Here is a 15283-nt window from a genome sequence, read left to right on the forward strand (position 1 = left end):
AGAACACGCGCCGCCGGGCCGGTGGATGCGGAAAAACGTGACCTGCCTCACTTTTTGATCTTTTCAGCAGTCATAAGTGCTGGTGAGAGCACATATTCAGCATCCCGCTCAGTGGCGAGACACCCAATAACCGGATGAATTCTGTCGGACCCCGCCGGAATACTTGTCGCCGACCGATGAGTTGAGCGATCAGTACCCGTCTGCATCGATGTGGCACCCGGACGGCGATCACCGATTCCGCGGACCACCCACCCCTCGAACCCGAACACCCCCGGAGGTTTACCGATGCCCGCCGACCTATCCGCGAGCTCGACCAAGCAGCGGACACCAACGGTCATCCGGTTGCTGGTGCTCGCGACCTTCACGGTGATCCTCAACGAGACCATCATGATCAACGCGATTCCGCGGCTCATGAACGATCTCCACGTGACCGAGCGGTCCGCGCAGTGGGTGTCCACCGTCTTCATGCTCACCATGGCCGCCGTCATTCCGGTGACCGGCTGGTTCCTGCAGCGGGTCTCCACCCGCCGCGCGTACGCCATCGCCATGGGCGTCTTCCTGGTCGGCACCGCGCTCGCCGCGGTCGCGCCGTCGTTCGCCGTGCTGCTGATCGCGCGCGTCATCCAGGCCGGCGGCACCGCCGTCATGATGCCGCTGCTGATGACCACGCTGATGACCGTGGTTCCCGAGCAGGATCGCGGCCGCGTGATGGGCAATGTCACCCTCGCCATCTCGGTGGCCCCCGCCATGGGACCCGTCATCTCCGGCGCGGTGCTCAACTACGGTTCCTGGCGCTGGCTGTTCGTGCTGGTGCTGCCGATCGCCGGTGCGGTGACCGTGTTCGGTCTGCGCAACCTGGAGAATGTCGGTGAGCCGCAGGCCGGTTCGATCGACTGGTTCAGTGTGGTGTTCGCGGGCTTCGGTTTCGGCGGTCTGGTGTACGGCCTGAGCAAGTTCGGTTCCGGCAGCATCGCCACCCCCGCCCTGTTCGTGGCCGGTGGTCTGGCCCTGGTCGCCATTTTCGTGGTCCGTCAGATCTCGCTGCAGCGCAACGGCACCCCGCTGCTGGACCTGCGTGTCCTGCTGTCGGGCACCTACGCCAAGGCGCTGGTCCTGATGGCCGTGGCCTTCCTGGCCATGATGGGCTCGATGATCCTGCTGCCGCTGTACCTGCAGACCCTGCGGGAGCTCACCCCGCTGCAGACCGGTCTGCTGGTCATGCCCGGCGGCCTGGCCATGGGTCTGCTCGGTCCCACCGTGGGCAAGATCTTCGACCGCTTCGGCGGACGGGTCCTGGTGATCCCCGGCTCGATCGGCATCACCGCCGCCCTGGTCGGCTTCACCCAGATCTCGCTCACCACCCCCTACGCCGCCCTGGTCGCGCTGCACATCCTGCTGATGGTGTCCCTGGCCGCCGCCTTCACCCCGGTTTTCACCCTGGGCCTGGGCGCTCTTCCCATGCACCTGTACTCCCACGGCAGCTCGATGCTCGGCACCCTCCAGCAGGTGGCCGCCGCCTTCGGCACCGCCCTGGTCATCACTGTCATGACCTCCCGCGCCACCCACCTGGTCGACGGCGGCGAGAACCCGCTCAACGCCCACCTCGACGGCATGCGCCTGGCCTTCCTGGTCTCAGCGGGCCTGGCACTGATCGTGATCGTCATGGCGGTCCTGCTCCCCAACCGCTCCGACGCCCCGGCGCACGGCGAGCAGATCCCGGACACCCTGGACGAGCTCGACGACGCCCCGCAGCTGGTCAAGGACTGACCCTCCCGGCAACCGAAAGCGCCCGCGGCCGACCGCCGCGGGCGCTTTCGCGTTCCCGCCCACCCATCGGAGGGTCGGCATACGATGAGCAAATAATCGGGAATTGACCCGGTCAACCGGAGTCGGCCGGGCGACACTCAGGAGCCACCGATGACCAAATTCCTCGTGCTCTACAAGTCGGACCAGTCCGCCCGGGAGCAGATGGCACAGGGCACCCCCGAGGACATGGCGGCCGGAATGCAGGCGTGGATGGACTGGGCCGCCCGCGCCGGGGACGCACTCGTCGACCTCGGTTCCCCCCTGGGACCGGGTTCGGTGAACGCCGACGGCGGTATCGGCGGCTTCTCCATCCTCCAGGCGGAATCCGGCGAAGCCGTCCAGGCGGTCTTGAAGGACCACCCGCACACCGAATCCGGCGGCACCATCGAGGTTTACGAATTCCTGGCGATGCCCGGCATGTGACCGGTCAGTGCACGCCCTCCATGTGACGGCTGATCCACGGGGAGAGGGTCCACACGACGATGCCGACGGCGATGGCGATCAGGCCGGTGATGCCGAAGTAGGCGAGTTCGTGGGAGGGGTCGTAGTACTTGGCGAGGACGCCGGACATGGAGGTTCCGATGCCGACCGAGAAGAAGTAGAGGGCCATCATCTGGGCGCGGAAAGCGTTGGGGGCCAGCTTGGTCGTGACCGAGAGGCCGATCGGGGAGAGCATGAGCTCCGAGATCGCGAACGCGCCCAGGATGAAGAAGACGATCACGAACGACACCGACTTGCCGTGGGTGCCGGAGAAGAGGGTGAAGAGCAGGAAGGCCGCGCCCATACCGATGACGCCGAGGGCGAACTTGCGCGGGGTGCTGGGGGCGCGGTTGCCCAGGCGGGTCCACATGATCGCGAACAGCGGGGACAGGGCGATGATCCACACCGGCTCCATCGAGCCGATCCAGTTCGAGGGCGCCGTCCAGCCGAAGATGGACCAGGTCATGCGCTTGTCGGAGTAGGCCGACAGCACGGTGAAGATCTGCTGGAACAGCGACCAGAACACCGCGTTGGCGACGAACAGCGGCATGTACGCCCGCACCCGGGTGCGTTCGACCGCGTCGACCTTGTCGCTGGTCAGCATGATGGCGAAGTAGACGATCGAGGCCACGGTGATCACGCCGGTGGTGACATTGGGCAGGTTCGACAGCGTGATCAGCTTGGTCGCCGCGGCGATCGCGACCACCACGGCGAAGGCCGCTAGAGCCGCGACGACCTTCGGAATCTCGGTGCGCGGCAACGGGTTCGGGACGTCGCGGCCGTGCTCGCCGAGGTTCTTGCGGAAGACGACGTACTGGGTGAGGCCGATCGCCATGCCGATCGCCGCCGCACCGAAGCCGTAGTGGAAGCCGATGTGGTCCTGCAGCAGGCCGGTGATCAGCGGGCCGGCGAAGGCGCCCAGGTTGATGCCCAGATAGAAGAGGGTGAAGCCGCCGTCCGCGCGCGGGTCGTCCTTGTCGTAGAGGGTGCCCAGCAGCGAGGAGGCATTCGCCTTCAGACCACCCGAACCCAGCGCGACCAGCACCAGACCGACGCCGACACCGGCCAGTCCGGGCAGGATCGCCAGTGCGATGTGACCGGCCATGACGACGACGCCGCCGTAGAAGACGGTCCGCTCGGAACCGAGCAGCCGGTCGGCCACCCATGCGCCGAGCACCGTCGACAGGTAGACCAGACCGCCGTACGCGCCGACGATGCCGAGCCCGGTCGACTCGGCCATGCCCAGGCCGCCGTCGGTGGTCGAGTAGTACAGGTAGTAGCCGAGAATGGTCAGCATCCCGTAGAACGAGAACCGTTCCCACAACTCGACGCCGAACAAATTCGCGATACCGATGGGATGGCCGAACAGGGTCCGTTCAGTGGCCGGTTTCGCGTCGTGTGCTACTCCTGACATACCGAGACCCTCCCATATGGGGCAATCTGACAGCAACCTCGTGAGTTCACTGACGTCACATTTTCCCAGGGGAAAGTCGGCCCGACCTCGGCATCGGGCAAATGCCCTCGAATGCGCTCGAAGAATGGCCTTATCAGGCAATCGAAAGCGCGATGCCGTCCAGGATGTCGTGTTCGCTGACAATCAGTTCGGAGATCCCGGCCCGCCGCGCCAGCTCATCGGCCAGCACCTCAGCAACCACCGCGCCACCGCCGATCACATCCACCCGGCCCGGGTGCATGGGCCCGAGCGCGGCCCGCTCGTCGTGGTTCATGCCGATCAGCCGATCGCACACCTGGCGCAGCTCCGACAGCGGCATCCGGGTGAGATGCACTCGCTCCGAATCGTATTCGGGCAGATCGAGCGCGACCGCCGCGATCGTGGTCATGGTCCCGGCCACGCCCACCCAGGTGCGCGCGCGTTCCACCGGCACCACGCCGAAGGCCTGCGCCAGCCGCTCGGAGGCGAAGAACCGCGCGGACGCGACCTCCTCGCGGGTGGGCGGATTGCCGTGCAGGCAGCGCTCGGTGATCCGCACGCAACCGATGTCGGCCGAATACGCCGACCGCACACCGGCGGCGTCGCCGAGCACCACCTCGGTGGACCCGCCGCCGAGGTCGACCACCACGAAAGGCCCGGCGGCGCTGGACAGTTCCCCGACCGCGCCCGCGAACGACAGCCGCGCCTCCTCGTCACCGGTGATGACCTCGGCCTGCGCTCCGGTCACCACCCGGCCCAGCTCCTCGCCGGTCATGCCGAAGAAGTCCTCGCGGTTGGAGGCGTCGCGGGTGGCGGAGGTGGCGACCATCCGCACCCGGGTCACCCCGTGCTTCAGCATCAGGTCCACGTAGTCGCGCAGCGCGACCCGGGTCCGTTCGATCGCTTCGGGATTCAGCGCGCCGGTCGCGTCGACGCCCTGCCCCAAGCGCACGATCCGCATCTCGCGGTGCACGTCGGTGAGGTGCGGCGCGCCCGCCTCGTCCCGGGTGGCGTCGGCGATCAGCAGACGAATCGAATTGGTGCCGCAGTCGATCGCCGCGATCCGCTCGTGTCCTTCGGCCGCCGTGTCTCCGGCAGCCGCCGAGCTCTGGGCGAATTCCGCATTGCTCATCAGTGACCTCTGAATTCGAATGGTGCCGAACGACTCCGGCGGACGCGCCGGGTCAGGCGTCGCCGGTGGCCGAATCGGTGCGGTACTGGTCGTATTTCGGCCAGTCGGCGGGGATGGCGGTGCCGCGCAAGCCGTGTTCGGCCGCCAGGGCGACGGCCTCGTCACCGAGCGTATTGAGCCCCGGCCCCTTGGCCAAGGAGTGCGCGATCAGGACGTGCAGGCACTTCACCCGGTCGGGCATGCCGCCCCCGGCGAAGTCGGTGCCCAGGTCCTCGATGGCATTGCGTTCGGCCAGGTAGCTGTCGTACGCGGCGCGATAGGCGGCGGCCAGTTCCGGATCGCGGGTGAGACGTTCGGACATGTCGCGCATCAAGCCCGTGGTCTCGAGCCGGCTCGCTTCCGCGGTCAGGCGCGGGTCGGTCAGGTAGTAGAGGGTCGGGAAGGGCGTGCCGTCGGGCAGCTTGGGCGCGGTCTTCACGACCGCGGGCAGACCGTCCGGGGTGTGGTACGCGATGGCGAGCACGCCGCGCGGAGCCCGGCCCAGTTGCTCGGCGACGATCGCGAGATCGCGCTCGCTGGGTTCGTTCTCGGCTGCGGTCACCTGGGTTGTCCTTCCTCGGAGGGTATGGGCGGCGGGGGCGGCGCCGGAGTGGTGGTGGGTGCGGGGGCGGCGACCGGTTGCGGCGACGAGATGCTGCGCCACACCTGCGTGTACCAGGGGTCGGGCTCCCGCGGTTTGGCGGGCTGGGTCGGGATGGCCGGCTGCTCGATCTCGGGGATCTGCACGATGTAGGGGGTGTCCCCCGGCATCACCAGGCGCAGGCGGTCCCGGGCCTCGGCCTTGATGTAGTTCGGATCCTGTTGCTGCGCACGACGATCGCGCAGCACCGAGACTTCCTCTTCCAGCTGATTGTGCTGGGTGGCCAGCTCGGCGGCATCGGTGCGCTGGGTCAAATAGGTGCGCAGCGGGACCGCCAGGGTGAGTGCCAGGGCCGCCAGCACCGCGGCCAGCAGGACCGCGCGACCCGTGGACAGGCCCAGGATCTTGCGTTCGTGCCGTTCGGAACTCGCGGCGGGCGCGGTGCGGCGCTTGGCCGTGGCCTTCACCGCCGCCGCCCGGGTCTTGCTCGCGGCCTTGGGGACCGCGCCCGACTTGGACGCCGCGGTGGCGGTTTCGGTCCGCTTCCCGCCCGAGGCGGTCTTGGACCGGGTGGAGCGCGACGGGCGCCGGTCACTTCGTCCCGCAGGACTGGTACCGCGCGCCCGTCGCTCCGTCATCTCACACCTCGAAAGTCAGCTGATCGATTGCCTTCTCAGCCTTCGACTATGTCAGCCTTCGAACGCGAAACGCGGGAAGGCCGCGTCACCGGCGTAGCGCGCCGAGTCGCCCAGGGCGTCCTCGATACGCAGCAGCTGGTTGTACTTGGCGACCCGCTCGGAGCGAGCCGGGGCGCCGGTCTTGATCTGGCCGGAACCGACGGCCACGGCCAGGTCGGCGATGGTGGTGTCCTCGGTCTCGCCGGACCGGTGGCTCATCATCGACTTGTAGCCGTTGCGGTGGGCCAGCTCGACCGCGTCCAGGGTCTCGGTCAGGGTGCCGATCTGGTTGACCTTCACCAGCAGCGCGTTGGCGGCGCCCTTGGCGATGCCCTCTTCCAGGCGGTCCGGGTTGGTGACGAACAGGTCGTCGCCGACCAGCTGCACCTTGTCGCCGATCTGGTCGGTCAGCGCGACCCAGCCGTCCCAGTCGTCCTCGGACAGCGGGTCCTCGATCGACACGATCGGGTACGCGCCGAGCAGGCCGGCGTAGAAGTCCGACATCTCGGCCGCGGTGTGCAGCTTGCCCTCGAACTTGTAACCCTCACCGGTGGTGTAGAACTCGGTGGCGGCCACGTCGAGCGCCAGCGCGATCTCGCTGCCCAGCTTGAAACCGGCCTTCTCGATCGCGGAGGCGATCAGGTCCAGGGCGGCGCGGGTGTTGGCGACCGACGGCGCGAAACCGCCCTCGTCGCCCAGGCCGGTGGACAGACCCTGAGCCTTCAGCACCGACTTCAGCGTGTGGTAGACCTCCGCGCCCCAGCGCAGCGACTCCTTGAAGGTGGCCGCGCCGATGGGGGCGATCATGAATTCCTGGACGTCGACGCCGGAGTCGGCGTGCGCGCCACCGTTGAGGATGTTCATCATCGGGACGGGCAGCACGTGGGCGTTCGGGCCGCCGACGTAGCGGAACAGCTCCAGGCCCGAGGACTCGGCGGCGGCGCGGGCCACGGCCAGCGACACGCCCAGCAGGGCGTTCGCACCCAGGCGGGACTTGTCCGGGGTGCCATCCAGATCCAGCAGGGTCTGGTCGACGGTGCGCTGCTCGACGGCGTCGAGACCGATCACGGCCGGGGCGATCTCGTCGAGAACGCCCTCGACGGCCTTCTGCACACCCTTGCCCTGGTAGCGGTCGCCACCGTCACGCAGCTCGACAGCCTCGTGCTCACCGGTGGACGCGCCGGAGGGCACGGCCGCGCGGGTGAGGGTGCCGTCGTCGAGAGCGATCTCGACCTCGACAGTGGGGTTGCCACGAGAATCCAGGATCTCGCGAGCTCCGACCTGTTCGATGATGGCCACGAAACGACACTCCTTCGGCTGCTGACTCGGCAGGTCGCACGGCTGTCGCCGTGCTGCGGAAAAGCCTAGCAGTGTTGAATTCGCCGCTCCGCTACGCTCCGGGGCCGGTTCGCGGCCCCTGGTCCAGAACTTCGGGTGCTGGTCAGACGGTACGGCCCACACTGTAAGCCGCGGCTCGATAGCGGACGGTATTCATGTAGCTGGTGGATTGGTTGTAGGTGAGCAGGGCCTGCTGCCAGCCGGGAGCGGCGGTCAGGTCACCGCCCATGGCGCAGAGATAGCGGGCGGCGGTGAGCGCGGCGTCGTCGATGTTGTCGGGATCGATCTTGCCGTCGCCGTTGGCGTCCACGCCCCAGCGCTTCCAGGTCTCGGGGATGAATTGGAACGGGCCCATGGCGCGGGCGTAGACCGGGTTCGCGTCGGTGGCGCCGACATCGAGGATGCGGGCGCGGCCCGGCGAACCGTCCAGGGCCAGGCCGCGGATCGGGGGCGACACCGTGCCGTCGTCGGCGATGCGGGAACCGGCGTGCGTGCCGTGCTGACTCTCGACGCTGGCGATGCCCGCCAGGGTGGTCCAGCCGATCCCGCACTCGGGCTTGGAGCGGGCCAGCACCGCGGCCGCGTACCCGTACGCCTCGAGCGCGAGCACCGGGATGCCGGTCGATTCGCGCTGTTCCTTCGCCCAGTCGCGGAGCTGAATCGCGGTGCGGCCCGGCGCATCCAGATCGATCGCGGGCACCGGCGCGCCCGCTCGCGGCGGCATGTCGTCGGGCACCGGGGTGAGATGGGTTGTCCCGCAACCGGTCAGCACGAGGAGAGCGGCGGCCGCGCCCACCAGGCCGGCGCGGGTCAGCGGGGCTCGGAGGCCGGCCATACGGATACGCACACCGTTCATCATCCAGATGGATCGGCGTGCGGGCGAGAAACGTCAACGCGGTTCGCCCGAACGAGGCCGATTCGATTACCCTCCGCGCGGGCATCCTATACCTATTCGCTATTTCTACGACACACCGTTAGGTAAGCCTTGCCAAAATTCTGCGGGGGCAATACCGTCTTCGGTCGAGCCAAGATCACCATCCCCCGCCCACGCCAGGAAGGCCCTTCCGTTGGTGAAAAGCGTTCTCTCCGAACGTCAACCGCTCCACCCCGAAAAGCTCGAACCGCTCGAACGGCGCGACCTACCGGAATCCGCGACCCGCGCGATCCGCTACCTCGCCGCTGAGATCGCCGTCACAGTTGGTGCCACGCCCGCGATCGCGGCCACCCTCTCGCATCCGGTCCTGTTGCGCCACATCGACGCCAAATACGGCAGGTTGCCCGAGGTCGTGCACGAGGCCATGCGCCCGCCCGCCACGTCCGCGGGCGTCGCGGTCATCGTCCGGCTACCGATCGACGAGGACGCGCTCGGGCCGACCCCGTTCAATTGGGAGGAGGCCGCGGCCTGGGCCGGGGACCGGTCGCGGCGGTCCACCTCGTTCGAACTCGACATCGCCCTGCTGCTGCTGGCCCGGTGCGCCGGTGAGCCGTTCGGCTGGCAGGGGCAACAGGCCGGGCGGCTGGTCAACAACATCCTGCCCACTCCCGGGCACGAGCACGAGCAGTCCGGGGCCAGCAGCACGGCGCTGCTCAGCCCGCACACCGAGGACGCCTTCCACCCGCAGCGCGCCAACCTGCTGATGCTGAGCTGCCTGCGCAACCCCGACCGGGTCGCCACCACCGTGTCCTCGATCCGGCAGGTGGAACTCGATGCGGCGCAATGGGACATCCTGCGCACCGCCCGGCTGCCGATCCTGCCCGACGTCTCCTACGGCGACGACTTCGGCGATGAGACCGCGCCGCCGATCCCCACCGTCGGGGCCGACGCCGACGGGCCGACACTGCGTTTCGACCCCGCGTACACCCCGCTCGCCCGGGCCGACGACGAATTTCGTTGCGCCTACCAGCATTTGACCAGCGAATTGCACCGGGTAAGTCGCGCGGTCGCTTTGGCTCCCGGCGAGCTATTGCTGGTGGACAATGATTCCGTGGTCCACGGCAGGGTGCCTTTCGCGCCGCGTTACGACGGCACCGACCGCTGGCTCAAGCGGGTGAATATCCGTCTGCCTCAACGCCGCCGCGCCGCCGCCGAAGCCGAGGAGAACGGCTACGGTCAGCGCGTGGTCGCCCCCTTCAGCACGACCAGAGGACAGCACCCGTGAACTACCGCCCCACCCCGCTCCGGGTGCTCAGCCGCAGCGACCTCGCGGACGTCCCGATCAGCCCCGCCGAGGTGGTACGCGCGGTCGAGGACGCGTATCTCGCACTGGCGGGCGGCGATTCGGACAACCCGCGGAAGCTGAGCGTGGCGCACCCGGACGGCTGGTCGGTCGCGTACGCCATGCTGGGCCGCGACGGCCGCCGCCGGGTGGTGGCGATGAAAACCAGCTACAAGTTCGACCCACACCACGACCGCTCCAACAAGCGGTATTTCACCACCATCTCGCTCTACGACGACTCCACGGGAACGCCCATCGCGCTGATGGATTGCGCCCGCGTCGGCGCGCTCCGCACACCCGCGGTCTCGGCCCTGCTGGTGCGCGAATGCGTCCGGCCGGGTGCGCGCAGCGCGCTGCTGATCGGCACCGGCACCCAGGGGCGCAACGCGCTGCCCCACCTGCTGGCGGCGAACCCGCAACTGAACCGGCTCATGCTCTATGGCACCCACTCCGAAGGCCTGGAAGCCGTGCATCAGCAACTGCTGCACCACCATCCGCACGCGGAACTGGAGACCGTCGACGACCCCAACGCGGCGGCGCGGGAGGCGGACGTCGTCCTCGCCACCGCGGGTCCGGGCACCCAGGTCGCCATCGACTCCGAGGATCTCGCGCCCGGCTCGACCGTGGTGCTGGTCGGCTACGGCCTGGCCCCCTCCACGCTGGTGCACGCCGACCGCGTGATCGCCACCAGCGCCGAGCAGATGGCGCTCACCGGAACCGATATGGCGGGCCCGGACGGCCGACTACGCCGGGTCGACGCCGAGCTACCCCAGATCCTGGGACATCGCGCCGTCGGCCGGATCTCCGATGACGAACGAATCTTCGTGTACAACAGCGGGCTGGTGCTCACCGATATCGCCGTCGCCCACGCGCTGGCCAACCGCGCCATTGCCGAGGGACGGGGCACCGAGGTTTCGCTCTGGGACTGATCGCCGGAATTGACCGGCTGGATTCGCCTCAGAAATTCACCCGAAACGGTTATTCGCGACATTGATCCAATCGATAACCGCTCGGGTCTAACGTTTCGAACGATACTCATGCATGTTGGCTATCGCCGCGCCCGAGGGGCAGCCCCGCGCGCCCGAAAGGAAAAATGTCCGCCTCCACCGAGACCGTGGTCGCCCCTCCCGGTATCTCCACCATTACCGCCAGCCCGATGCCCGCGCACCGACACGCCTGGGAACAGGGGCTACTCGACCACCCGGAGGTGCTGCGGCAAATCGCCGGGCAGATCGACGGACCGTTCCACGTCATGTATCCCGACCAGGTCGTGGAGAACATTCGAGGATTCCAGCGGGTATTCACCCGGGCCGGGGTGCAGGGCTCCGTCTACTACGGGAAGAAGGCGAACAAGGCCGACTGTGTCGTCCGCGCCTGCGCCGAGGCCGGATGCGGTGTCGATGTCGCCAGCGTCGACGAACTGAACGACGCCACCCGCGGCGGTATCCCCGGGACCGACCTGATGGTCACCGGACCGGCGAAGTCGGATCGGCTGCTCGAACTCGCGACCCGGGCGCGGGCGCTGATCGCGGTCGACGATCTGGACGAGCTCACCCGGCTGAGCAAGTTCCCGGAACCGAGCCGGGTCCTGCTGCGCGTGCTGCCGCCGGGCTCCACCAGCCGGTTCGGGCTGACCGAGCAGGAACTGGATCTCGCCCTCACCGAGATCGATCGGAACATTGTTCACCTGCACGGCTTCAGTTTTCACCTCTCCGGCTACGAGGCGGCCCCGCGCGCGGCGCTCGCCCACGCGCTGATCGAACGCTGCCGCAAGGCCCGCGTCCTCGACCATCCCATCAGCACCATCTCGATCGGCGGCGGCTTCGGTGTGGACTATGTCTGCGGGGACGACTGGGAGACCTTCCGCAAGGGCGTCAATCCGCGCTGGTTCCACGGTGACCGGGCCCCCGGCGCGGGTTCCTACTACCCGTATCACTGCCCCGTTCCCGGGCCCGCCATGCTCGCCGCCATCCTCGGATCCGACGACCTCGCGGACACGCTGCGCGAAACCGGCATTCGGCTGGCGATCGAACCCGGGCGGGCGCTGCTGGACCACGCGGGCAGCACGGTATTCGGGATCCAGGGCGTGAAAACGCGGTACGCGCACGGCGTCCCGTACGACATTCTCACCGCCAACGGGACCAGCCTCAGCCTTTCCGAACAATGGTTCAACAGTGAATACCTGCCCGACCCGGTGTTGTGGCCGCAACGCCCGGGAAATCTCACCCCGACCTGCGTCGGCGGGTCGTCCTGCCTCGAAGATGACATGCTGAGCTGGCGCCGGATCCCGCTCCCCCGGCCCGCCACCACCGATGATCTCCTTATTTACCCGAATACCGCCGGTTATCAGATGGACAGCAACGAGTCCTCATTTCACGGGCTCCCCATTCCGCCGAAGGTAGTCTTGCGAAGCTCGCCGGATCGACGACAATTCAATTGGCGCCTCGATACCGCTCTCGACGCGTTCTGAACCGTTTTCAGTCACCGCCCCGCGCCCCGCTCCAGCGACCTTCCCGAGGAGAAACACTCGATGCCGGTTATCGCCAGGCGAGTGTCCGAGCTGATCGGCCGGACCCCGCTGTTCGAGCTGGCCGTCAGCCCGGCTACCGGGACACGGCTGTTCCTGAAGCTCGAGACCATGAACCCGACCGGGACCGCCAAGATCCGGATGGCCCGGGCCATGGTGCTGGACGCGGAGCGGCGCGGGCGTTTGGGGCCGGGCGGGCACATCATCGAATCGACCTCCGGCAATACGGGTTTGGGTCTGGCGGTGGTCGCGCGCGAACGTGGATATCGCTTCACCGCGGTGGTCGACAATCACGCGTGCAAGGCCAAGCTGAACGCCATGCGGGCCATGGGCGCGACGCTCGAATTCGTCTCCGACGACGGTGACGACGGACTGTCCACCTCCGCGCGGGAGGAGCGGGCGGCGGAGCTGGCCGAACAGACCGGTGCGTACTTCCCGGCGCAGCACGCCAATCCGGCCAATGGCGTCGGATATGTCGCGCTCGCCGGGGAATTGGTGGCCGACCTCGGGCACGTCGACGTGCTGGTGGCGGCGGTCGGGACCGGCGGATCCCTGTTCGGGACGGCGCGGGGACTGCGGGAGAAGGGCTGCGATCCGCGGCTGATCGGCGTCGAGCCGGAAGGGTCCATCGCCTTCGGCGGGCCTGGGCACGACTACTGGCAGTCCGGCACGGGGACGCCGATCGGCGCCGAACCCGGGGTGCACGTGGACCAGGACCTGCACCTCATCGACGAGCGGGACCGCGTGAAGGTGTCCGACGTGAACGCCTTCGCCACCACCCGCGCGCTGGCGTCCCACCTGGGGCTGCTGATCGGCGGGTCCTCGGGCAGCTCGGTGTACGCGGCGCTCACCCGGATCGACGAATTCCCCTGCCACTCCACCGTTGTCGTGATCATCAACGACGACGGCGAGAAGTATCTGGACACGGTGTTCGACGACGAGTGGATGGCCGACCGCGACCTGCTCGACACCGAACGCGAGGCCGCGGTCACCGCCCGGCTCGACACCCATCGGCCCGCGGCCCGCCCCGACCCGCGCGAGCGCGCGGCGCTGCGGCACCTGCACTACGCGTTGCCCGACGACTACGCCGTCGAACACGGCCTCACCGGACGTCCGCTGCGCGACTACGCCGACCAGAAGGTGCCCGAGGCCACCCTGATCCACCAGCTCGAACTGGCCGACATGCCCGCGCACGAGATCGGCGAGCTGCTCGCCACCGGCGACTCCGGACTGATCTGCCTGGCCCTCGACAAGTACCGGCAGCGGCTCGAGGATCAGGCCGCCCTGGTCGCGCAACTGCTCGCGAAACTTCGTGGCACCGCACCCGAACCGCCCGGCACCCACACCATCCTGATGCCGGACACCTCACCCGCCGCCGCCGATTCGGCATCCGGGTCCGCCACCGGTCCCGCGCCCACCGCCGGTTCGACCGCCGTGCCCACCACCGCGACTGCGCCCGTACCCACGGACGGGGCTGCCACGAAATGACCGGGGCGCTCGGATATTCCGATCGACGACACCGGCAATCCGATGGGCGGCAACTGGCTTCGCTGGCCACCCCCATCGCCTTGACCCAGCTCGCCCAAGTCGCGGTGTCCACCACCAATATCGCGCTGATGGGAACGCTCGGGGTGCGCGAGGTGGCCGCGGGCGGGCTGGCGCTGGTGCTGTTCAACCAGATTCGGACCATGTGCGTCGGGCTGATCACCGGGACCGGGAATCAGGTGGCCACGGTGGTGAGTCGTGCCGAGAAGCAGGGGCGGCGGGCCGAGGCCCTGGTCCGGGAGGTGGTGCGGTCGAGTTTCCTGATCGCCACCGTGGCCGGATTGCTCGGCGGCGCACTGCTGATCGGGCTGGGGTGGGTGTTGCGATGGCTGGGGCAGGACGCCGACGTGCTGGCACAGGCCCGGCCGATGATGGTGGCGCTCGCGCCGGGACTGGTGCCGTGCCTGTGGTTCCAGGTGTTGCGGCAGTACACGGTCGGGATGCAGCGGCCGCAGGCGCTGCTGCTGGTGACGCTCGGGTCGGTGGCGCTGAATCTGGTGCTGGCGCTGGCGTTCATGCACGGGTGGGCCGGGCTGCCCGCGCTCGGGTTGACCGGGGTCGGCGTGGCGACCTCGCTGGTCTTCCTCATCACCTTCGGGGTGTTCTGGGCGATGGTGCGGCGGGATCCGAAACTGCGTGCGACGCTGCCGGTTCGGATGTGGCCGGTGCATTCGGCGACGGTGCGGGAGGAACTGCGGCTGGGGACGCCGATCGCGCTCACCTACGGGTCCGAGGCGGGCATGTTCTCGGTGCTGGCGCTGGTGATGGGGAGTCTCGGGGCGGCGGCCCTGGCGGCACACAATGTCGTCTACCAGATCGTGTACATCGTGTTCCAGGTGGCGATCGGACTCTCGCACGGGGCGTCGATCCTGGTGAGCCGGGCGGTGGCGCGCGACGAGTACGTGCACGCGCGCTCGGTGGCGTGGCTGGCGCTGCGGTACGCGGGACTGGTCGCGGCGCTCACCGGGCTGGGGTACGCGCTCGCGCCGGACTGGGTGTCGAGACCGTTCCTGGCCGACAGTGATTCCGCCACCGTCCGGTTGGCGCACACCCTGCTGCTGATCGCGATCGTGCTGCAGTTCTTCGACGCCGCCCAGAACATCGGGGTGGGATTGCTGCGCGGGCTCAAGGACACCAAGGCCGGGTTCCGGCTCTCGCTGGTGGGGTACTGGGGTGTGGGATTGCCCACTGCGCTGCTACTTGCCTTCCCGGCCGGGCTGGAGGCGGCGGGTGTGTGGTGGGGGCTCACGGCCGGGCTGGCCACCACCGCTGCCTTGATGCTGCGGCGCTACTTCACCTTGCTGCACGCACGTGAGCAGGAACATCCACGAGTGCTGGCCGGTAGCCTCCGGCATTAGCCCGACATCCAAATCTCACCTTCCCGCAAGCATGTCGTCACTGGGCACGGGCAACCTGAAAGAAACGGCTTTCGCTATTCTGGCGACGAATTCGGTCAGGGGCGCAAACCACCAATGCCGGGGAGGATGTCC

The 15283-nt window shown here is 68.4% G+C and carries 13 protein-coding genes; 7 read left to right on the forward strand and 6 right to left on the reverse strand.

Features of this window, described 5'->3' with window-relative positions:
• Nucleotides 1-285: 285 nt before the first annotated feature.
• Complete coding sequence (locus ABZ412_RS13880) at nucleotides 286-1767, forward strand: MDR family MFS transporter (RefSeq protein ID WP_357280331.1); 1482 nt, start codon at nucleotides 286-288, stop codon at nucleotides 1765-1767.
• Between the two features lie 150 nt (nucleotides 1768-1917).
• Nucleotides 1918-2229, forward strand: a complete 312-nt coding sequence (locus ABZ412_RS13885) for a YciI family protein (RefSeq protein ID WP_357280334.1) — start codon at nucleotides 1918-1920, stop codon at nucleotides 2227-2229.
• 4 nt (nucleotides 2230-2233) lie between these two features.
• Here the strand turns inward: ABZ412_RS13885 and ABZ412_RS13890 are convergent, their stop codons facing one another.
• The 6 genes from ABZ412_RS13890 to ABZ412_RS13915 form a co-directional block, all read right to left on the reverse strand.
• Nucleotides 2234-3700: a peptide MFS transporter gene (locus tag ABZ412_RS13890; protein WP_357280337.1), complete on the reverse strand. Its 1467-nt coding sequence runs from the start codon at nucleotides 3698-3700 to the stop codon at nucleotides 2234-2236.
• Nucleotides 3701-3833: 133 nt separating this feature from the next.
• On the reverse strand, nucleotides 3834-4850 hold the full coding sequence (locus ABZ412_RS13895) for a Ppx/GppA phosphatase family protein (RefSeq protein ID WP_357280340.1): 1017 nt from the start codon (nucleotides 4848-4850) through the stop codon (nucleotides 3834-3836).
• 52 nt (nucleotides 4851-4902) lie between these two features.
• Nucleotides 4903-5451 (reverse strand): DUF501 domain-containing protein, encoded by a 549-nt coding sequence (locus ABZ412_RS13900; RefSeq protein ID WP_357280342.1) that lies wholly within the window; start codon nucleotides 5449-5451, stop codon nucleotides 4903-4905.
• Nucleotides 5448-6128: a septum formation initiator family protein gene (locus ABZ412_RS13905; protein WP_357280344.1), complete on the reverse strand. Its 681-nt coding sequence runs from the start codon at nucleotides 6126-6128 to the stop codon at nucleotides 5448-5450. Before ABZ412_RS13905 ends, ABZ412_RS13900 begins: the two co-directional genes overlap by 4 nt.
• A gap of 51 nt (nucleotides 6129-6179) precedes the next feature.
• On the reverse strand, nucleotides 6180-7466 hold the full coding sequence (gene eno / locus ABZ412_RS13910) for a phosphopyruvate hydratase (RefSeq protein WP_357280347.1): 1287 nt from the start codon (nucleotides 7464-7466) through the stop codon (nucleotides 6180-6182).
• A 142-nt stretch (nucleotides 7467-7608) separates the two neighbouring features.
• Nucleotides 7609-8361, reverse strand: coding sequence for a lytic murein transglycosylase (locus tag ABZ412_RS13915; RefSeq protein ID WP_357280350.1), 753 nt, complete (start codon nucleotides 8359-8361; stop codon nucleotides 7609-7611).
• Between the two features lie 214 nt (nucleotides 8362-8575).
• On the opposite strand from ABZ412_RS13915, the gene ABZ412_RS13920 reads away from it, so the two are divergent.
• The 5 genes from ABZ412_RS13920 to ABZ412_RS13940 all read left to right on the forward strand — a co-directional run bounded on the left by ABZ412_RS13920 (nucleotide 8576) and on the right by ABZ412_RS13940 (nucleotide 15151).
• Complete coding sequence (locus ABZ412_RS13920) at nucleotides 8576-9664, forward strand: TauD/TfdA family dioxygenase (RefSeq protein WP_357280847.1); 1089 nt, start codon at nucleotides 8576-8578, stop codon at nucleotides 9662-9664.
• 23 nt (nucleotides 9665-9687) lie between these two features.
• Entirely contained in the window at nucleotides 9688-10650 is a 963-nt protein-coding gene (locus ABZ412_RS13925) for an ornithine cyclodeaminase family protein (protein WP_357280850.1), read from the forward strand.
• Nucleotides 10651-10814: 164 nt separating this feature from the next.
• The gene (locus ABZ412_RS13930; protein WP_357280353.1) at nucleotides 10815-12191 is read left to right on the forward strand and encodes a Y4yA family PLP-dependent enzyme; all 1377 of its coding nucleotides are present in this window, start codon (nucleotides 10815-10817) and stop codon (nucleotides 12189-12191) included.
• A gap of 81 nt (nucleotides 12192-12272) precedes the next feature.
• The gene (locus ABZ412_RS13935) at nucleotides 12273-13736 is read left to right on the forward strand and encodes a cysteine synthase family protein (RefSeq protein ID WP_357280354.1); all 1464 of its coding nucleotides are present in this window, start codon (nucleotides 12273-12275) and stop codon (nucleotides 13734-13736) included.
• Nucleotides 13733-15151 (forward strand): MATE family efflux transporter, encoded by a 1419-nt coding sequence (locus ABZ412_RS13940; protein WP_357280357.1) that lies wholly within the window; start codon nucleotides 13733-13735, stop codon nucleotides 15149-15151. The genes ABZ412_RS13935 and ABZ412_RS13940 overlap by 4 nt, the downstream gene beginning before the upstream one ends.
• Nucleotides 15152-15283: the final 132 nt, after the last annotated feature.

It is taken from the genome of Nocardia sp. NPDC005746, from assembly GCF_040630785.1.
Taxonomy (GTDB): Bacteria; Actinomycetota; Actinomycetes; order Mycobacteriales; family Mycobacteriaceae; genus Nocardia.

Bases quoted from the DNA above. Each gene is read 5' to 3' on its own strand.
- ABZ412_RS13880 (WP_357280331.1), top strand. From the start codon at position 286: ATGCCCGCCGACCTATCCGCGAGCTCGACCAAGCAGCGGACACCAACG.
- ABZ412_RS13885 (WP_357280334.1), top strand. From the start codon at position 1,918: ATGACCAAATTCCTCGTGCTCTACAAGTCGGACCAGTCCGCCCGGGAG.
- ABZ412_RS13890 (WP_357280337.1), bottom strand. From the start codon at position 3,700: ATGTCAGGAGTAGCACACGACGCGAAACCGGCCACTGAACGGACCCTG.
- ABZ412_RS13895 (WP_357280340.1), bottom strand. From the start codon at position 4,850: ATGAGCAATGCGGAATTCGCCCAGAGCTCGGCGGCTGCCGGAGACACG.
- ABZ412_RS13905 (WP_357280344.1), bottom strand. From the start codon at position 6,128: ATGACGGAGCGACGGGCGCGCGGTACCAGTCCTGCGGGACGAAGTGAC.
- ABZ412_RS13915 (WP_357280350.1), bottom strand. From the start codon at position 8,361: ATGAACGGTGTGCGTATCCGTATGGCCGGCCTCCGAGCCCCGCTGACC.
- ABZ412_RS13930 (WP_357280353.1), top strand. From the start codon at position 10,815: ATGTCCGCCTCCACCGAGACCGTGGTCGCCCCTCCCGGTATCTCCACC.
- ABZ412_RS13940 (WP_357280357.1), top strand. From the start codon at position 13,733: ATGACCGGGGCGCTCGGATATTCCGATCGACGACACCGGCAATCCGAT.